The sequence below is a fragment of the Streptomyces sp. NPDC001339 genome (genome assembly GCF_042895955.1).
Taxonomy (GTDB): Bacteria; Actinomycetota; Actinomycetes; order Streptomycetales; family Streptomycetaceae; genus Streptomyces.
Genome location: NZ_JBIAWT010000008.1, coordinates 1 through 18,457 on the forward strand (window position 1 = coordinate 1; position 18,457 = coordinate 18,457).

The 18,457-nt window shown below is 68.9% G+C and carries 19 protein-coding genes; 3 read left to right on the forward strand and 16 right to left on the reverse strand.

Annotation, left to right across the window (positions count from 1 at the left end; translation table 11 throughout):
• Window positions 1–129 (forward strand): ATP-binding protein (locus tag ACFY12_RS23655; protein ID WP_390718211.1); only part of this gene is annotated, 129 nt, incomplete at its 5' end.
• A 170-nt stretch (window positions 130–299) separates the two neighbouring features.
• On the opposite strand, the gene ACFY12_RS23660 is transcribed toward ACFY12_RS23655, so the two are convergent.
• Both ACFY12_RS23660 and ACFY12_RS23665 read right to left on the reverse strand, forming a co-directional pair.
• Entirely contained in the window at window positions 300–1,136 is an 837-nt protein-coding gene (locus ACFY12_RS23660; RefSeq protein ID WP_390717876.1) for an alpha/beta fold hydrolase, read from the reverse strand.
• A 233-nt stretch (window positions 1,137–1,369) separates the two neighbouring features.
• A complete protein-coding gene (locus ACFY12_RS23665; protein ID WP_390717877.1) occupies window positions 1,370–2,293 on the reverse strand; it encodes a ketopantoate reductase family protein in 924 nt (307 codons plus the stop codon).
• A 326-nt stretch (window positions 2,294–2,619) separates the two neighbouring features.
• On the opposite strand from ACFY12_RS23665, the gene ACFY12_RS23670 reads away from it, so the two are divergent.
• Window positions 2,620–3,549, forward strand: coding sequence for a LysR family transcriptional regulator (locus ACFY12_RS23670; protein ID WP_390718212.1), 930 nt, complete (start codon window positions 2,620–2,622; stop codon window positions 3,547–3,549).
• Between the two features lie 49 nt (window positions 3,550–3,598).
• Here the strand turns inward: ACFY12_RS23670 and ACFY12_RS23675 are convergent, their stop codons facing one another.
• From ACFY12_RS23675 to ACFY12_RS23705, 7 genes are all read right to left on the reverse strand, one after another.
• On the reverse strand, window positions 3,599–4,168 hold the full coding sequence (locus ACFY12_RS23675; RefSeq protein ID WP_390717878.1) for a hypothetical protein: 570 nt from the start codon (window positions 4,166–4,168) through the stop codon (window positions 3,599–3,601).
• Between the two features lie 374 nt (window positions 4,169–4,542).
• On the reverse strand, window positions 4,543–5,598 hold the full coding sequence (locus ACFY12_RS23680) for an NACHT domain-containing protein (protein WP_390717879.1): 1,056 nt from the start codon (window positions 5,596–5,598) through the stop codon (window positions 4,543–4,545).
• Window positions 5,529–5,948 carry a hypothetical protein gene (locus ACFY12_RS23685; protein ID WP_390717880.1) on the reverse strand — a complete coding sequence of 140 codons (420 nt, stop codon included), beginning with the start codon at window positions 5,946–5,948 and terminating at the stop codon, window positions 5,529–5,531. Before ACFY12_RS23685 ends, ACFY12_RS23680 begins: the two co-directional genes overlap by 70 nt.
• A 160-nt stretch (window positions 5,949–6,108) precedes the next feature.
• Window positions 6,109–6,762, reverse strand: a complete 654-nt coding sequence (locus ACFY12_RS23690; protein WP_390717881.1) for a hypothetical protein — start codon at window positions 6,760–6,762, stop codon at window positions 6,109–6,111.
• Entirely contained in the window at window positions 6,755–7,456 is a 702-nt protein-coding gene (locus ACFY12_RS23695) for an SDR family NAD(P)-dependent oxidoreductase (RefSeq protein WP_390717882.1), read from the reverse strand. The genes ACFY12_RS23690 and ACFY12_RS23695 overlap by 8 nt, the downstream gene beginning before the upstream one ends.
• Before the next feature lie 97 nt (window positions 7,457–7,553).
• The gene (locus ACFY12_RS23700; protein ID WP_390718213.1) at window positions 7,554–8,321 is read right to left on the reverse strand and encodes a MerR family transcriptional regulator; all 768 of its coding nucleotides are present in this window, start codon (window positions 8,319–8,321) and stop codon (window positions 7,554–7,556) included.
• 834 nt (window positions 8,322–9,155) lie between these two features.
• The gene (locus tag ACFY12_RS23705) at window positions 9,156–9,803 is read right to left on the reverse strand and encodes a hypothetical protein (protein WP_390717883.1); all 648 of its coding nucleotides are present in this window, start codon (window positions 9,801–9,803) and stop codon (window positions 9,156–9,158) included.
• Window positions 9,804–10,106: 303 nt separating this feature from the next.
• Here ACFY12_RS23705 and ACFY12_RS23710 point away from each other — a divergent pair, with 303 nt between their 5' ends.
• Complete coding sequence (locus ACFY12_RS23710; protein ID WP_390717884.1) at window positions 10,107–10,949, forward strand: PE-PGRS family protein; 843 nt, start codon at window positions 10,107–10,109, stop codon at window positions 10,947–10,949.
• On the opposite strand, the gene ACFY12_RS23715 is transcribed toward ACFY12_RS23710, so the two are convergent.
• The 7 genes from ACFY12_RS23715 to ACFY12_RS23745 all read right to left on the reverse strand — a co-directional run bounded on the left by ACFY12_RS23715 (window position 10,879) and on the right by ACFY12_RS23745 (window position 18,410).
• Window positions 10,879–12,576 carry a PE-PGRS family protein gene (locus tag ACFY12_RS23715; RefSeq protein WP_390717885.1) on the reverse strand — a complete coding sequence of 566 codons (1,698 nt, stop codon included), beginning with the start codon at window positions 12,574–12,576 and terminating at the stop codon, window positions 10,879–10,881. The genes ACFY12_RS23710 and ACFY12_RS23715 overlap by 71 nt on opposite strands.
• Window positions 12,577–12,814: 238 nt before the next feature.
• Complete coding sequence (locus ACFY12_RS23720; protein WP_390717886.1) at window positions 12,815–13,768, reverse strand: hypothetical protein; 954 nt, start codon at window positions 13,766–13,768, stop codon at window positions 12,815–12,817.
• 69 nt (window positions 13,769–13,837) lie between these two features.
• Window positions 13,838–15,001 (reverse strand): hypothetical protein, encoded by a 1,164-nt coding sequence (locus tag ACFY12_RS23725; protein ID WP_390717887.1) that lies wholly within the window; start codon window positions 14,999–15,001, stop codon window positions 13,838–13,840.
• 9 nt (window positions 15,002–15,010) lie between these two features.
• Entirely contained in the window at window positions 15,011–15,685 is a 675-nt protein-coding gene (locus ACFY12_RS23730; protein WP_390717888.1) for a histidine phosphatase family protein, read from the reverse strand.
• 13 nt (window positions 15,686–15,698) lie between these two features.
• Complete coding sequence (locus ACFY12_RS23735) at window positions 15,699–16,694, reverse strand: nucleotidyltransferase domain-containing protein (protein ID WP_390717889.1); 996 nt, start codon at window positions 16,692–16,694, stop codon at window positions 15,699–15,701.
• Between the two features lie 34 nt (window positions 16,695–16,728).
• Window positions 16,729–17,631, reverse strand: a complete 903-nt coding sequence (locus tag ACFY12_RS23740) for a phosphotransferase (RefSeq protein ID WP_390717890.1) — start codon at window positions 17,629–17,631, stop codon at window positions 16,729–16,731.
• A 335-nt stretch (window positions 17,632–17,966) separates the two neighbouring features.
• Complete coding sequence (locus tag ACFY12_RS23745) at window positions 17,967–18,410, reverse strand: hypothetical protein (protein WP_390717891.1); 444 nt, start codon at window positions 18,408–18,410, stop codon at window positions 17,967–17,969.
• Between the last annotated feature and the right edge of the window lie 47 nt (window positions 18,411–18,457).

Genomic DNA, 18,457 nt, shown 5'->3' on the forward strand with positions numbered 1-18,457 from the left:
GGTAGTGACAAGGGTGTGGGTCTGGGGCTGTCCATTGTGCGTTCGGTGGTGCGTGCGCATGACGGGTCGATTGCGGCCGAGCCCCGTGAGGGCGGTGGTCTGGTGATGCGGGTCGTCCTCCCGCTCTGACCGCCGGCCCACCACGGCAGGCGCGGGCGTCCGGTCAGCCCTCGCCAGGTACGTCCCGGGTCCTTTCAGGTACGTCCCGAGCCCCATCCGGTACGTCCCGAGCCCGTCCGGTACGTCCCAGGCCCCGTCAGTACGTCCCGGGTCCCGTCGCGCCCGCTGCCACCGGACGCTCAGGCGGCGGCCAGGGCCTTGGCACCCGCCTCGTTCCGGTCCACGAAGTCCGCGAGGGTCCGTACGAACACCTCGGGCTGCTCGAAGGGCAGCGCATGCCCGCCGTCCAGTTCCACGTACTCCGCCGAGTCGATGGCCGCCACCAACTCCTTTTGGTGGTGCGGCGGCACGACCAGATCCTGGGAGCCGGCCACCACCAGGCTGGGCGCCGTGATCCGCGCCAGCGCACCGGTGATGTCCACCCGCGTGTTGAGCTCGGCCTGGCGGGCCATACCCTCCGCCGCTATCAGCTCGTTGAAGCCGGCCACGCCTTGATGGAAGTCGTCGCTCGTGCGCCCGGCCAGGGAGTTGGCCCCGAACGCGGTGAGCTGGAGCATGCGGGAGAGCAGGTCCTTGTCCGTATGCAGCAGCCGCTGCCACAGGTCGAACTGGAATGCCTGCCACGGGTCGGTCACCGCCCAGCCCGCGTGCAGGAAGAGGGAGCGCACTCGCTCGGGCCGGGCCCCGGCGACGGCGGCCGAGACCGTCGCCCCCAGGGAGTGGCCGGCCAGATGGAAGGTGTCCAGGCCTGCGGCGTCGGCGGCACCCAGAACCTGGGCGACCAGATCGTCGACGGTCAACGGGGCACCGGTGTCGGTGGTCTCGCCCGAGCCCGACAGCGCCGGTGCGACGAGGGTGTAGCGATTCTTGAGGGCGTCGATCACGGGGCCCCAGTTGGCCTCGGGGGTGGCGCCGGTGCCGTGAACCAGGACCAGACCCGGGCCGGAGCCGGTGACCAGACAGCGGACGGCGCTGTCGCCGCCGGAGATCGGGACCTGAACGGTCGTGTACGTCATGGCAGTTGTGACCTTTCAGGCGTGGGCGTGGGCGTAGCCCTGAGTGCAGGCGTGGCCGGTTTCGTTGCGCCCGCTGTTCGCGGGCGTAGTAAATAATTGCAGGCGCGCGCTACCGGCGCAAGGGGTAAGTGCGCCCAGGAACGAGAACGGGAACGAGAACAGGAACGAGAACAGGAACGAGAACAGGAACGAGAACAGGAACGAGAACAGGAACAGGAACTGGTGCCTACGGCTCAGCCGGCCGCGAGTTCCGTCACCAGCCGTGTCGTGAGCGGCACCTGGATGCCCTGTCGTTCTGCCGCACGGAGCAGAGCTCCGCCGATCGCGTCGAGTTCCAGCGGGCGGCCCGCCTCCGCGTCGCGCTGCATCGACGACTTACTGCCGGGCGGGAAGGCGTCATAGCGAGCCATGACCTGGGCAGCGTCCGCCGGTCCGCCGTAGGCGCGGCTGACCGCGGTGGTCTCCTCGACCAGGGCCGTCAGTTCCTCGCGGCGCTCGGACCGGATGCTGCCGATGGGGAGGCGGTAGCGGGTGGTGAGGAGGGCGAAGGGTGCCAGGAAGGCCAGCTTGGCCCAGAGGGCGGCGTGCTCGTCCGGCAGTACCCGGGTGTCCACGCCGGCGGCCGTGAGCAACGCGGTGAGCGGGGCGAGTGGCTCCTGCGGACCGGCCAGGTCGATCTCGACGAACGGGCTGCCGTGCTCGATGACGCCTGGTGCGGTGCGGGCGGCCTCGACGCGGATCACGGCCGGCACCACTCGCCGCCCTCCGTAGCGTGCCCGCAGGACGTCCATGTGCTCGATGCCGTTGAGCAGGGGCACAACGAGGGCGTCATCGAGGAGTTGGGGTGCGATGCGGTCGAGCGCCGCATCGAGCGCGGTGTGCTTGACCGTCACCAGGCACAGACCGACGGGCTCGCGCAGGGCGGTGTCCGCCTCGACCGCGGCGGTGAAGTCGCCGAACGGCCCGCTGCGCACGCGGATTCCGTCGTGACGCAGGGCGCGTACGGTCTCCTCGCCGGCGATGCAGAGCACGCGGTGCCCGGCACGGGAGAGCAGCGCGGCGAGCAGGCCGCCGACCCCGCCGGGGCCGAGCACGGCTACCGCCGGGCGTGCCGGCACGGGGGCGGAGTCGCCGCTGAACGGTGCGGTGTGGGGCATGGGCAGGGGTCCTCTCGGCTTGTTGGTCGGCGCCTCAGCTCGTGGGTCGGCACCTCGGCTCGTGGGCTGACGTCTCGACTCGTGGGCCCGACGTCTCAGCTCGTGAGCCGGCGTCTCGGGTCGTGAGCCGGCGTCTCGGGTCGTGGGTCGGCACCCGTCCCGCTGCCTCAGCCCGTCCGGACACGGCAGGAGGACGGGACGGGTTGCCGCCCTGGGCCCGGAACGATCTTCCGGGAGCTCGAATGGTCAAGTCAATCCTCGGGGTTTCTTACCTATCCCCAAGGAAATGCTTGGAGGGTGCCGGGCCTACCGTGGCCTGCGTGCCTATGACTTTCGATGACCTGCGCGTCTTCGTGGCGGTCTGCCAGGCGGGAAGCCTGAGCGCCGTCGCCCGGGACCTGTCCTGCACCCAGTCCGCGGTGAGCCAGCATGTGAGGCGGCTGGAACGGGACACCGGGGTACGGCTGTTGGAACGCCGGCCGCGCGGAGTCGTGCCCACCCCGGAGGGGCGAGTGCTTCAGCGGGCGGCCGCGGAAGGGATCGCGGGCCTGGACCTGGCCCTGCGCCGGCTCGGCGAACTCGCCCGTGGTGAAGCCGGAACGGTACGGGTGACGACGGGCGCCACGTCGGTGCGCCACTTCATGTCCGAGGCCGTCGTGGCGTTCCGCGAACGCCATCCGGGGGCGGTGCTGGAGTTCCGGACGGAGACCTCCAGCCGCAGTTGCTTCGACGCGCTCGCCGAGGGCGCGGTCGATCTGGCCTGGGTCACCATCGGCGGACCGGTGCGGGGCATCGAGCAGCGGCCCGTCGTGGAACTGCCGTGGGTACTGGCGGTACGGGCTGACGATCCGCTCGCCCACCGGTCCCGGCTCACGGCGGCCGACCTCGCTGGCGTCCGGCACATACGGCTTCCGGAGAACTCCTCCTCCCGGACCCACCTGGATACGGCCTTCGCCCGCCTGGGCATCGACCTCATCTCGGACACCGGCGTCGCCGACTGGGACACCGCCATCCTGCTGGCCGAACTCGGCGTCGGCCACGCGGTCGTCCCCGCCCTCCCCGGACAGCACTCCACCGGTGCGCCCGGCGCCCCGCTGAGGTTCCTGCCCCTGCCCGACCTGCCACCCCTGCCGGTCGGCTGGGCAGTCCGCCGGTGGGATGCGCTCACTCCACTCGCCCGCGCCTTCGCGGACCTGGTCGGACAGCAGCGCGGGGCAGCCGTGGAGCCATCGGTACAGCAGCTGCCGGGGCGGTGAGCGGGAAGTACACCGCGCCCAGCCCGCCTGGCGCACTGGTGCTGGAGCACTAACCAGCGGAGGGCGAAAGGTGGTTGACCTCCGCTACCGATTCCAGGGCGGAGCGCGCTTCGGTGAGGGCGTCGTCCTCGCTGACGGGGCAGTAATTCAGATTGGTGGTCCCGTAGTTCACGGTGATCAGCACATTCTCGTCGCGGACGATCACGAGCGACCAGGCGTCGTCCCCGCCCGTGAAGGCTTCCTGCCCGATCCCGCGAAGACGGCGGTACCCGAGGGAGTGGTACAAGCTGAAGTCCTCCGCGGCCGCCTCGACCGCGCTCCGCGAATCCGTCGGACGCTTGACCTCGACGTCCACCTCCACCTTCAGCTCGCAGGGCAGATCGGGGGAAGGGAGCTGCTCCGGCTCGCTCCCGAGGCCCCCGATGCGCCCGATGTCCCCGGTGATCCGCCGACGCTCGGTGAGCCTCTTGCATTCGCTCTTCAGGCCGGTGAGGCGCTCCTTGCTCCTGTATTCCCCCTCCCTGAGCGCCGGGCACCGCGTCAGCGCCCGCGTGTACGGGCCCGGCGCGCCGGGCGCGGTGAAGCTCACTCCTGCCATGAAGAGCGTCGCGACGCCCACGACGGCCAGGCCGACGAGAGGCGGCGGCAGTTCCGCCTTGGGACGGCCGGCCGAACACCAGCCACCCGGCGAGCGCAGTGGGCAGCGCGAGGGCCACCGCCCCCTCCAGCAGCAGCCGGGCCACTGTCGGCGCGCGGCAGCCCAGCCGCCACCAGGCGATCTCGTGCACGCCCTGCCGGGTGAGCCGGGTGGCAAGCCGGGACAGCCAGGTGCGGGCCTGTTCGGTGGTCCAGCGTTGCCGCGGGGCGTCGTGGGTAGCGGTGGACCGGCCGTAGACGGCGGGAAGGAACTGGTCGAGGAGGTGGTCCTCAAGGGCCTCGCGGGTGGGGAAGTGCCCGTGGTCCAAGAGTTCGCCGGGGTCGGAATCGGCTTTGCTATAGGCCGTGCGGGCCAGGGCTGTCATCAGCGGGGTAGCGTGCCAAGTCTTCGATGTCGAGCGGCTGGAGTTCTACGGCGGCGGCCGCCGCGAGCGGTCCGGCCTCCTCGACGGCGGCCTCGTACTCCTCCCGGCGGCTGGTGAGGAGGAGGCCGCCGGTGACCCGGCCGGGCATCTCGCTGAGGGCGGTTAGGGCCATCGGCCGGGTGGCAGCGGGAAGTTCGTCGAAGCCGTCCAGTACGAGCAACAGCCGTCCGCTGCGGAGGAGCTCGGTGGCGGCGCCGATGCCGTCCGCGCCGGGTTCCGCCAGGTGCGGATGGTCCGCGGCGAGGCGGTCCGCTGCCCATGCGACGAAGGTGTCCCGGCCCGGGTCCCAGGAAGAGAGGGAGAGCAGCACGGCAACCGGGGCGTCCGGGTTGTGCCGGCGGCGGCCGTCGAGGTGATCGAGCAGAAAACGCAGGGCGAGCACCGTCTTTCCGGCACCGGCGCCGCCGAGCACCACCAGCCGCCCGGACGGAACCCGTCGGAAGATCTCCTCGATCTGCGCGAACTCGCCGTCCAGAGCGATGGGTTGGGTGCAGTCATCGCCCCGGATGAGCGGCCAGGGGTCGTGCAGCGCAGGGTCGGCGCGCCGCCAGCGCACGGGCAGCGGACGGGGGTCGGAGAGGCTCCGTCGGCCCTCCTCGGCCGCCCATGCGAGGCGGGTGGCGTCGGCCAGTGCATCGGCCGCGGCGGACAGCCGCAGCTCGCGGTCGTGCAGCCGGTATCTGCGCCACGCCCGAGCGCCGTTACGGGCCGCCGCCACGACCCCGGCCATGCAGCACATGGCGCCGACAGACAGCCCCGTCCGGGCCTTTGGCAGGGCGTTGTCCATCACGGCCCAGCCGAGCAGTCCGGCCGCAACGGAGAGCAGCACGGCGACCGCCAGCCATCTGACGGCGCGCCAGGGTGGGGTGTGCCCTGCCGTGAGGACGATGTTTTCGGTCACGCTGCCGACCTGGACGACATGGCGGGCGCGGCCATGGAAGACGTTCTGCACGCTCGCGCGCGGCACGCTGTGAGGCGGCGGGCTCCCGGACCGGCGCGGTTCGCCGTCTGCCATACGTGCCCCCTCGCTGCCGTACGCCCCGTGCGAGGCCCGTCACTGTACTCCCGACTCCCGTGAGGGCGGGGGTCGGTCAGGGCGAGCTGACCATCCACGGCGAAGACGCCGGAGCCGGTGTCTTGCCAGCTGATGGGGAACACCGCCACGGGCGCGTCGGTGAAGAACTGAGTGCCGTGGGTGGCGCGCTGGAAGTAGTGGGTGGCGCGCTGGAAGTACTCGTAGAGGCCGTCGAAGACGGGTCTGGTGATGGCCATGGTGTGCTCGTCGTCGCCGATCATGGACAGGCCCAGCCGCCCCATGCATGGCGGATCTCCGGCAGCGGTGGCGACGATGCTCGGCCGAGGGGCCGGGCCGCGGAAGGGCCCGTCCCCTCTCGGCGGCGAGATGGCGGTGGTGTCGCGCGATGGGAATGACTGGGAATGACGACGAAGGAAGCTCGTCCTCCTGCCGTGAGGCGAGTCAGGTGCGTTGCCGGGATGAGCGTGTCATGACTGTGATGCCGACGGCCAGGGCCCAGTAGACGACCAGTGCCGCGGTCATGGCGGTGTTGCCCCAGCCGACGGCGCTGTAGAAGTCGGCCGCGTCCGTCCCGAAGAACAGGGACGGCACGAACGCGAGGTTGGCCATCGCGACGGCATAGGCGAGGCGTCCGGTCCAGCGTGGCAGCACTCCGCTGCGCAGGATCGCGTATCCGGCGGCCGTCAGCATGATCGCGGTCAGGAGTCTGGCGATCGACCCGTGGAGGAGCATGTTGGCGTGGGCCAGCGTGCCGTCGACAGTCGGGTCGAGTGTCCCGTCGGGATGTTCGAGCACGGTCCCCGCCTCGATCGACGTGGCGACCAGGGTGACGGTGACGTAGGCCAGTCCGGAGCCGAACACCAGGCTCGCCAGCCATTCGAAACCGGCGCCCGCGCTCCGTATGAGATGGCGCAGCCCTGTCAGGAAGACCAGCAGCGCGCCACAGGTCAGGATGTTCAGCAGGATCCTGGTGAGTACGTTCGAGGCCGGTGGTGCACCGGAGTACACAAAGTAGAGCGGAACACCGACTGCGGCGAGCACGCCGGCGGCGATGCCGCACAGGCCCATCAGCTGTCGTACGCGGATGTCATCCATGTCGTTCTTCCTGCCCTTGTACGGAATGGGATGCGACTCGAGCCTCGTCACCGCCCTCTGCCCGCCGGGCCTCTCCCCGCCTGCGAGCGAGCGCAGGGTGGGGAGTTGCTCCGGATCCGACGACATCAAGGTCCGTCACTTCATCGCCGGGAACGATGCTGGAGGCGATCGTCACCGTTGCCGCGTGGATCCCCTGGGGGCGCAGTTCGGCGTGCAGGGCGTGTTCCCAGTTGCGCAAGCTCGCCATCGCCAGACCCACGTTGGCCAGGAACGGCGCGGCGATCGTGGAGGACACACCGGTGGTCAGCAGCAGCGCCCCCTCGCCGCGGGCGCGCATCTGCGGCAGCACCTGTCCCACGGCCGTTACCGCACCCAGCACGTGCAACTCGAACTGCGCGACGGCAGACGCGACCGTGGTCTCCCCGGCACCGGTGATCGGCCCGGTCGGGCTGGGGCTGTACTCCAGGGCATCGACCGGTCCCAGAGTCTGACCGGCTCTGGTGATCGCGGAAACCAGCGCGTCACGGTCACGGATGTCCGCTGGAAACTCCGCAGCCGTGACGCCCAGCTCGGCCGGCTCGCCGACCAGAACGTCCAGAGTGTCCTTGCTCCGGGCGATCAGCCCTACTTGGAAGCCGTGGCGGCCGAACACCCTGGCCACGCCCATCGGGCCGACGCGATCCGGATCAACCACAGCGTGAAGGGGGCCTGTTCGGCGGGTCGAGTGTTTTGAGCTTGGGGGAGAGGCGCTTGCTGCCGGGTCCGCAACCCCTGGCAGTCCGGGCCGTCGGTCAGCTCAGTCGGGCGTCGGCGTAGACGGCCATGGCATCGCGCTGGTAGACGGCCAGCCCGTCGGCGATCTTGTCGAAGTTCGCCCGCATCTGGGGGTCGTCGACATAGGTCTGGCCCAGTCCCTTGTACGCGGCCGCGCACGGGGTCCAGAACCGGCACACGCCCTGGTAGTGGGTGTCCATCTCGGTCTGCACCGCAGGGTCGGCAACCGGTGTGCCGGTCGCCATGAACTCCGCGATGCGGATCATCTGCGCCGTCACCTCCTGCTGCCACCGCTCCGTGTCCTCGGCGGTCATCGTCTCGACGACCTGCCGGGACTGCTCCCACGCCTCGGGCCACCGCTCCCGCACCTCGGCCTCGACCTCGGAGCGGGACGGCTCGAACCCCTCGAACAGGTTCTCCGGTCTGTTGATCTTCACCATGTCGTTGTCGTCCTTGCCTTCCTCGAGTTCGGCGATGGTGCGGCCGACCGTGCGGGCGAGCGTCTCGAGCCGGTCGCGTTCCGCCAGCAGCCGCTGGTGGTGCGCGCGGAGCACGGCCACCTGGTCGACCTGGCTGTCCAGGACCGCCCGGATCTCGCGCAGCCCCACGTCCAGCTCCCGCATCAGCAGGATCTGCTGCAGCCGCAGCAGATTGGCCTCCTCGTAGTAGCGGTGCCCGTTGCTCCCGATCCACGCCGGCGGCAGCAGGCCGATCTCGTCGTAATGCCGCAGCGTCCGGGACGTCACACCGGACATCCGGGCCACATCCGCGATCGACCAGGCCATTGCCCCGCCTCCCATCGCCGGGCCGGCCTCTCCGGCCCACGGAAAGAACCGTAGAAGTTGACGCAGCGGAAGCCGCAAGCCGGAACCTGCCTCCAGATCGTGAACCCCCTTTCTGCGGGGGTTCGCTGGTGGCCGAGGACGGGCGCGAGTAGGTGTGCTGACGGCGTCCTTGAGGCCGATGCGGGCGAGGATGACCTGGTGGGCGAGGGTCGTCTTGCCGACCCCGGGTGGGCCGACGATCATCAGGCTCTCGCCGGAGGCCCAGGCGGTCTGCTCCCGGGTGCCCCAGATCGGCTGGGTGTCGGCGGCCTTGGTGACGAAGTCCCAGCCGTTGGTCAGGTAGCGGGACAGCCGCCCGGTGCCGGAAGCGAGGGCGCGTGCGCGCTCGGTGCGCAGGTCGGCCTCGGCGGCGCTGCGTATCTCGTCCGGATCGACGCCCGGCTTCCCGGTGCGCTGGTGCCGGCGCACCGCGCTCTCGCGCAGGCGCCGCTCGCAACTGTGGTCGCGGGCTGAGCGGAGGCTGTTGCCGAGGAACTCATCGAGGTCCACACCAGGCCGCCTGCGGTGTACTGCAACCAAAATCTGCAACCACGGAACGGCGAAGGTCCCGGCCGCTGAGCGGTCGGGACCTTCGTCTGCCCTGATGGGCGGTGCGGAGGATACGAGATTCGAACTCGTGAGGGGTTGCCCCCAACACGCTTTCCAAATGTTCGTTCGGGGGTCCGGCGGGGGTCGTGGGTGTCCTGACCTGCGGCGGAGCATCGGGGGTGGCCCCGTTCGAACGGGGCCGGACGGACACGAATGAGACCAGAACTGAGACCGGGAGCATGGCTCTCAGGGCGTATCGAGGTTCACGCTGAGGCAGTTGTTTGAGTCCACCGCTACGCCGGTGGGGGTGGTGACGATGATGCCGTACTGGGCCCCAGCCAGGCCCCTCGCTGCGGTGCAGTGTTGGCCGGCGTCGCCGCCGGTGAACTCGATCTGCATCGAGTTGCGACGGTCGGCTGGGTTCGCTTCTTCGGGGTTGCCGGGCTGGATGTACGCCGCCTTCACACCCTGGAGGCGCTTGACCCACGTGGGCACTCCGGCCCCATAGCTGGGGGCCTCGGAAGGGGTGGCGTCACCGGAGCGAGGGTCTGTCGCCGTTGTTGGCGTTGCCTCCAAAGAGGGAACGGACGCTTCCACCGACGGCTGCGGGGCTGCCGATTTGGGCTCGCTGGTGTCGGTGTCGAAGAGCCCGTAGATCATTGCCAGGGCGAACACACCGGCTACTCCGGTGCCGAAGACCAGTCCGGTCCGGGAGGGCCGCGGCGGGGTAGAGGGCGTCAGGGGTGACAGCCTGTCTGGAGGGACGGAGAGCTCGCTTCCCGTGTTGAGCATACGTATCTCGACGTCGCCGTCGGCTGTGTAGCCGGTGACGTTGGCGCGGTTTCCCATGTACAGGACGATCGATCCGATCGGGAAGCTCTGTGTCGCGGGCATCAAAAGCGGAATCCTTCGGTGAACGGGCTGACTACTGGGGGAGACGCCCGGCATGCACGTCTCACGACGTTGCGGCCGGTGCGAACATCCTGGCTTGGCCATTGGACTGCTTGGACGGTTGCTGCCGTGAGCACCGTGTGGCCAACTGTGACGGAGAGGCGGCCCTGGCCGGGTGCCCTTGGACTAGGAAGCTAGTCGGCGGCGGTCCTCTGGACTGAGGAACATCAGGGGCGCTGCTCTCCATCTCCTGTTCTTTTGGCAATGGCTGGGCGATGGGAGGAACAGACCTGGCTGAATAGGCCCATGGAGATTGGTGAGCACTGGGCCTACTGCGCCAGGCCGAAGGAGCTGGGCGCCGCGGTTCGCCGGGTTGAGATTGTTCGGGTGGGTGGGAGCGGCAGGTCTGGATGGCTCCACGTTCGGTTTCTCGAAGGTGATGACGCGGGACTGCAGGAGTGGGTCAACCCGAGTTCTCTCGTGGCGCGCTGGGAGGACGTCGAGGCGTTCCGCGCGGACGACGCGCGCGAGCTCGCGCTGGCCGAAGCGTCGCGGGGCGTCCGAGGCAGCGCCGACTTCGAGGCGGCGCGGTTCATTCTTGGATTCGTCCGACCGAAGAGCAAGCTGCGCCTGCGACGCGGCGCTGCTGACGCCGGGATCTTGGAGATGAGCCGCCTCGACGAAGGCGCCAGGCTTGCCGGGATAGACCCCGCGGAGCTTCGGGGTGATCCGATGGTCCACGAGAATCGCGAGGGGCAGTGTCTGGCCGGGTGGCCGGTCACTGAACGGATCGCGCGTCACGTGGCGGGCCGGCTTGCCGACGACCTCCTCCCCGAGGTGGACCGCAGGCAGCAGGCCGTCGATCAGGAGCGCACTCATTCCTCCTGGTACTCCTACAGCCGCCGGGACGACCGCAAGCTGGACGCGGAAGCGGCCGTCCTGCGGACCGTCCGGGAGTGGTGCGGCCAGGACAAGGCGGATCGCTACGACGAACTGGTCGCTTTGCGCGACGAGGTCGTCCGGCTCGGGAAGCTCGTGGAGAAGTCGGTGAAGGCCCTACGCGACCGCGGGCACGGTGTCATCGCCTCCACCATTGAGCGCGACCTCGGGGTCCATATCTCCAGCCTTGGCCCAGACGTTCGTCGGTGAAGCCGTGCCACCGCTCCGGCTCCGGCTTGGGCGGATCGGCTTCCGCCTTGGGTTCCTCCTTCTTCGGAGGCTTCTCTTTCTCTGGCCGCTGAGGATGCCATCCATCGAGGAAGGGCCGTAGTTGGTCGCCCGTGGGCTCCGCGTGGAGGCTGTGGGCGGTCAGGCCCCTGCCGGCCACGGTCGGGTCGAGCCGGTCGGCCTCCGCGTTCCCCCACGCCGACCACTCGCGTAGCCGCCCGGCTTCGTGGGCGTCGTCCGAGACGGAGGCGGCCTCATCGAGCGCGGCGCAGAAGGCCCGCATCTCCCCGGCGGCCCGCCACTGCGCCAGGGCGGTGCCGAATCGGTCGACCCGTACGGCGTCCACTGCCTTGATCGTCGCGACGCTGACCGCCGCTTCCCACTCCTGCCGTGTACGCTCCTCCGCCTCAGCCTCCCGCCGACGGCGCTCTTCTTTTTCCTTGGCCTCTCGCAGGCGGCGCTCTTCCTCCTGCCGCTCCCGCTCCTCGTGCAGACGCTGCTGTTCCGACTCCCGCGCCAGCCGAGCCTGCTCCTCTTCCTCCGCGCGGGCCTTCAGCGCCCGGAAGATCGAGCCGATCTGGTCCTCCAACGGTTTCTTGGCTGTGTCGACCCACTCCTTCTTCCAGCCGTAGCGGTAGCTGCTGCTGTAGCCCGAGCCCTGGCTCACGAGCAGTTCCAGTTCGCCGGACGGTTCGAACCGGTGCGCTGGGGTGACCCGCTGCCAGTCGTACGTTCGTTTTCCCGGTTGCTTGGGCACGTACCGGACCTGCTTCTGCCGCTCACTGAAACTGATCTCGTACGTTCTGCCATGGACTGTGAGCAGCGGCCTCGGTTGCCTGCGCTTCTTCGACACCGCGATCTCGCCATACCGTGCGAGGGCCTGCTCGGCGAGGAGCCGAAGAAGGGAGATCACCCGCGGGAGTACCTCGTCCGAGATCTCGAAGGCGCTATGGTCCGCGGTAACTGCCGCGATCACGTCCTCGACGTCGGTGATCACTCGGCTGCGCGCCAGGCGGATCCGGTTCCATTCGGTGTCGTCCTCGCCCGTCACCCGGAGAAGGCCGAGGAAGAAGTCTCCCTTCGCCCGCCCGCTGTACTTCAGGTGGTAGCCCTCCGGCGCACACTGCCGCGCTGCGTCGAACGCCCGGCGATAGCGAGCCCGCTCCTCGGCGCTCGGGTCCGGGATCCGAAGGAACCGACCGGCCTTGTGCACCTCCGCGATTAAGGCCGCTCCGACCTCCGCTGGCGACTGCCGTGGCGGCTTCGCGGTACGCGTTGGTGCCGGCTTCGGCTCAGGTGGGGGCGCCGCCCGCCGGCGGGCAGGTGCCGCAACCTTCGACTTCGGCTCGGCGGCTACCGGTCGTTGCTTGCGCGGGGCTGGCTCGGGCCGGTCCGGGTGGTGGCCGTGTTCCAGGTAGAAGCGACCGTCATCGGTGATCTCCGCCTGCCACTTCCCACCATGCTTGGGCATGGTGATGAGGCCACGGCTCTTGAGGGCACGGGCGGTGACGGCGAGTTCCGGGCTCTCAGAGGTAACAGGATCCGTTCCCTCTCCGATGCGGGTGAGCAAGGCCAGCTGTCGATCGTTGAGCGGCGACCATCGGTACATGGTGACCGTCGTACCGGTCCCGCCGAGCGCCTACAACCAGAATGGTGATGTTCCCGCATTCTGCTGCCCGAGCGTCTCCACGACCGGACGGGCAGGTCCCCGCTCGAAAGGTGCTCGTCGTTGGCGTTGCCCAACTCCGGCCGCATGACGGCTGCTGCGTCGTTCCCGGACGACCCCGGACACTGAGACCAGAGTGTATTTAGGTTGCCGGAGCTGTTCGTGAGCCGGATGGAGCAGGTCAGGACGAGGAGCCTCCGGCCTGGAGGGCTTGGCCCGTGATGGCGGCGATGCGTTTGACATGGTCGCGCAGCCGGTCGAGCTCTGCGGTCAGCTGCCGGGTCTCCGCCGCCTGGGAGAGTGCGGCGATGATGGTTTCCCGGTGGCCGCTGGTGCCGAGTGCTTGGGCGGCACGGTTGACCAGCCTGGGGTCCAGGTCGAATGGGTGGGGCGGCTCAGGGGCTGGTGGGGGCGACGGGTCGGGGCGCCGGGCCGGAGTGCGCGGAACCGAAGGCACCGCGGGAGCAGGCATGGAGGCCGTGGGTCGTGGAGCCTCCGAGGGGACGGTGCCGGGGCCGCCGAGCACGGTGACCACGGGTTTGCGGTAGCAGACCGAGGTGCCGGTTTTTGTCGTGAAGATGACGAGTTCGAGGGTGAGGTCACAAACTGCCGGACCCTCTACTCGTTCGAGCTCTTCCAGCAGGTGGGGGATCTGCTCTGCCGCGTTCCAGGAACTTGTCTGGAAGTGAAATTCGCCGAGCGAAGGGTCTGCTGCAATGCGGAACACGAGGTCGATGGAAGGCATCGGCCCGCGCCCGCTCCTCGCCACCGCCTTGCGGTCCTGCAGCAGGGGAGGGCAGCCGCAAGGCTGCCCTTTCACCTGCGGCGGCGCAAGGAACTGCGAGCCGTCGCACTCGTGGACGACTCCTCTGCCGTCATGGAGGAGCATGCGAGCCGTCACCGCGTCGGGCCCTTCCATGAGGATGCGCACGGACTCTCGTTCCGTGAGTACCTCGTCGGAATGGTTTCCGCCGCTTTCGTTCGGTTGGGGCTGGCCTCCCAGAAGGCGTGCGACGCGGTCAGCCACGTGGGCGTCGTCTGTGGTCACACGCCATGTAGCCAAGGACTCAGGTCGCGTGCCGGACATCCGGCCTTGGCGGAAACGTCCGACTCGGGAGGCTGTGCTCTGCGTCATTTGGAACCTTCGGTCGAGCGGACAACGGGTGATCTCCGCCGTGTACCGATGACGCGGTGCAGGCGGCTGCTACAGGGCAGCACTTCTTATTGTGTCGGGCTCGCCTGCCTCGGTCGGTCCGTGCCAGCCAGGGATGGCGAGCACCGTGCCCAGCAGGCGCCTGCTGGTGAGCCAGTCGGTGCGGCCTTCGGCAACCGCCTCCCGTATGGCGGTGACCTCGGATGGATCGGGGGTGGAAGGGCTGGACAGACAGGCCCGCATGAAGTGCTTGAAGAGCTGGGGCAGCTGCTCGGGGCGGGTCCCGCTCTTCTCCTTGAGGGAGAAGAGCGGGAGGAACCACGTCTCGAAGGTCTGCTGGGTGATGCTGGCGGCCCGGTAGGCGCGGTAGACCGCCTGGAGATCGGCCGTGTGGCCGTACGGGAGGTGGCCGTGCAGGGCGTACTTCAGGCGGGTGCCTTGGTGCTCGCGGAAGTGCTGGCCGTGCGCCGCGATGTGGTTGGCGGCGTTCTCGGTGATGGTCATGACGGCCGTGTCTACCTGGTGCCGGCGGGCAGCGGCGAGGACGGTGGTGTGGACGCCGACCCGCGGGTCCAGGACCAAGCCGGGCAGGCTCAGGGGAGCCAGGTCGATGCCGTGATCGCGCGTACGGGAGATGATCAGCCGGCTGGGGGTGTTGGCCGCCGTGTTCCGTAGGTGCTTGGGCTGGGCGCGGTGGCTGGAGTGGATGTCGGTGCGGTCGAGGACCGGGCGGTCCTCCGCGAGTTTGGCGACGAGGTGCCGTGCGGTGCGCTCCTGGATGTCGGTGCTGCCGCATGCGGCGCAGGCAGGGGTGCCTCGGCCGGTCATGTGGTCGCACGCACGGCAGGTGGGGACGGTCTCGCGGCTGACCAGCACGGTGCCCGCACGGAGATTGTCCTCGATCATCTCCAGGGCAAGGGAGGCAACGGCAGGGTCGGCGTCGGTCATGGTCCCTGCGGGTGGCGTGGGCTCCGGAGCGTACTTGTCGGCTATCAGGAGCGCTTCGAAGGCGGGGCGGGGGACGGTCGTGCCTTCTGTTGAGCGGTGGCGTAAGTCCCCGTCGAGCGTGACCGTGTTCCACAGATGGGGTGCCGGCGGCGAGCCGAGGATGGCGTTGAGGGCTGCGGCCAAGCGGATGCCGACGGCCTTACCCGGCTTGGTATGGAATGTGAAGGGGCCGTTTTGCACGGGGCCGTTGAGGAAGAGGAGGTGCACGGGCTGCTCCTAGACAGGTGGAGTGAGCTGGCAGGTCTTGGTGAAGCGGTCGCCGTGCAGTTCGTACTGGAGGATGGCCGCGTTGGGCAGCTTGCCTTTGCGCTCTTCGGCGAGGAGTTCGGGCAGGGGCACGTCCTCCAGCAGGGAGCGGAGTGCCACGGCGGTGGTCTGATGGGTGAAGGCGACGACCGTGCAGGGGGTGGACAGGGCATCGCGGGCGAGCGCGGCGAAGTCGGCGGCGCGCCTGGTGACGCCCTCGGCCAGGGATTCGCCACCACCGGGAGCGGTCCAGATGTGTTTGCGGAGCCGACGGTCCTCGGCGAGATCGGGGTAGGTGTCGTACAGCTCGCGCTTGGTCATGTACGTGGCGTCGCCGTAGTGCTGCTCGTCCAAGAGAGGGGTCCGCCGCGGCCAGCCGTCGGGGAGAGCGAGCAGGGCGATGGCGGCGGTGTCGATCGCTCTGCGGTAGGTGGAGGTGTAGACGGCGGGTGCATGGTGGATCAGGTTGGGGAGGGTTTCCGCCAGCCATTGGGCCTGGCGGAAACCGCGCGGTGTGAGGCCGACGAGGTTGAGGGAGATGCCGTGGGCGGCGGCTCCGCTGTAGGGGCGGGGGTCCTGGTAGAAGCCGTTGTACTTGTCGGCGTTCTCCACCGATTCGGCGTGCCGGATGATCAACAAGGTCATGGATGGCCGGCTCCTATCCGGCGAGATTGGCGACATAGGAACCGCTGACGGTCCACGGTGTGAGCTCGATGCCGAAGCCGCTGCGCTCGCCGTCCTGGGTGTGGACGAGCTTGCCGGACAGGTGGACGGTGTCTCCCGAGCGGAAGGCGCCGGTGTAGGCGCCGAGGTACGAGCGCATGTGGGTGATCCGGCGGGCGAAGGAGTCGGGCTCGTCGACGGTGGCGCTGAGGATGGTTTTGACCTTGATCTCGTAGACCGCCGGAGTGGTCAGGCCCTCGGTGTGGTCGGTGATCTCGGCCAGGAGCGAGACCTCGCCGATCTCCTTGGAGGAGATCCGGGAGAAGGTCTTGTCGCGGTCGGCGCGGATGGGCTCGCAGTTGATGTGCGCGCCGACGTTGGCGGTGAGACCTTGGAACTTGCGACGCTCCTGCTTGATGAGGGTGTCGAAGGAGCTGCCCTCCATGTACTTGGCGCGGCGGATGTAGAGGCGGGTGAGGTCGTCCCCGTCGTACGGCCTGATGAGCAGCTCTTGCTGGAACAGCTCCTGCGCTGCCTCGTAGCCCTCGGGGCCGTAGCAGACGAGGTCGATGTCGGAGCGTTCGTTGTAGCAGCCGACCAGGAAGGACCCGGTAATGCCGATCAGCCCTTGGGCGTCGTTCGCGGTGATCCACTCGGTGATCGCGAGGAGGTCCTTGCCTGCGGGGTTGTCGGCGATGGGTCCGGGTTCCTCGTGGATAGCCACGAGGGCGTGACGGCAGGAGTAGTGGACGGCGATGTCGTCGCGTGGGATGCCGGTGATGACGCAGCCGAGGGTGTCGGAGTAGACGTAGCACTCGGGGCGGTTGGCGAGGATGCCGAAGGATTTCGACACCACGCTGTTCTGCCGGTAGGTCTGGCCGAACAGGCGCCGGTCGCCCTTCTCGTCGGGGTGGTACTTCACGTAGCCGAGGTAGTGGCTGCCCGGATGGCTGTCGCCGATGACCTTGAAGACGACCCCGTGGTGGTCCATCAGGTAGTCGCGGTCGCGGACGGCGGGGACCGGCCTACCGGTGCTCGTCTGCGAACTGCGCCAGGGTGGGGAAGCTGTTGGTGTCGATGGTGCTGGACGACTCATACTGATCAAGTCCCATCGCGAAGAGGGTGCGGCGGTACTGCCACTTGATGTGCTTGTCGTGCCGTGCAGGGTCGGTGGGCCGCATGAGGGCAAGGAAGAAGAAGCACTTGACGAGCAGGAAGTCGCCCAGGTGCTCGCTCACTGGCCGGCCGATCAGGTCGATGGTGGTCTCGTCGAGGGCGCTGCTGTAGGCCGTGCGCTGCGCGGGCGTGACGCTGTAGCCCTTGCCGCCCCCCTTGAAGGCCACGATGTCGAGTGCGGGGTAGACGTCGTAGCCGAGAGGGACGGGGCCGTGGTGCTGCCAGTCGATGACGCCTCTCGCCAGGACGTTCGGGAGCCCGTAGTCGAGGTGCCCGTGAACCATGGGCAGCGCCGCCATCCGGTCGAGGGCTTGCTTGACAGACTCATGGACCTGCGGGATGTCGAGGTCCGGGTTCTCTTCGAATACGTTGGCGGTGAAGGCGGCCTTCTCGAACCAGGCGGCTGTGGGCAGGGGGTGGGACGCCTGGGCTCGCAGGAGCCCGGAGGCAACGGTGGCAGCTTTGTCGATCAACTCGTCGCGGACTGCGCCATTTCGCTGAGCGTCGGCGAGGGCTTCATCGTGTAGTGAGGCGGTGCCGAGTGACCGCTCGATGACGAAGTAGCCTTCACCCTCCGCGCCGCTGTCGACGATCTCCGGAACGGGGTAACCGAGGCCGGCGGCGAGCCGCTGGAAATCGATCTCTTTCTGCAGATCCTCGCCCCCGGTTCGTTTGTAAAGGAGGCGGTCAGTCGACCTCCATACTGCGCCCTGCGTTGCTGTCCTGTTCTTGACGAACTCCCAGTCGCTCATCTATCCGTCCTTCCGTCGAGTGGGCTTCGGCCTGTTGCAGCATGAACGCCTGGATGCGCGGAGCCGACACGGAACTCGTGGCGACACCAGGCGGGATGTCGGTCATCGTCCTCCTCTCGGCTGCAAGCCCAGGAACTGGTCGTCGGCAGTCGGAGAGGGAGGAATTCCGGCCGAGCGTTCGGCCGTCCCCGTCTGGTCGACGATAAGAGTGCCGAGCGTCAATGCAGTTGCTATGTGGCCCGTGAGCCACATAGCAACGCACAGCCGCCCGATGGGATCGCCGTTCGCTGCACTGGAGCGATGGCGGCCGCTCACCACGCTCACCCGAGCCCGGATCACGAGGCGCCCCAGGGCACGAGGCACCCCCACGGCAACCAGCCGGACGACGCTTCGAACAGGATCCGGCGACGCTCGTGCTGCCCAGGGGTTCGGCGGGAGAAGCCGGGTATCGCCTCAGCCAGGAAGCCGCCACGGTCGCGGATCAGGACACCGAGGGACGCGAACTGCGCGGGATCGGCGGCGATGTGGGATGCGCCTCCGACGACGATGCCACGGATGAGGCCGGAGGACAGCGCGCCCGTCACTGCGGACCAGCCCGTTCGGGCATCCAAGGGAATGCTCGGGTCGTTGTCGGACCACACGCCGGCTACGTGCCAGTGGCGCGCGTCGGCGTAGTGGCGGGCGCGACGTTCGGCGTCGCGCGCTACCGCCGTCTCGGCGGCACAGGAGTAGACGGCGACGGGTACATGGCCGAAGCCGTCGGACGGGGTTTTCGGCATGCCCTCAGCGTTCCGCCAACGACGTGCCCGGGACAGACACGGCCCAT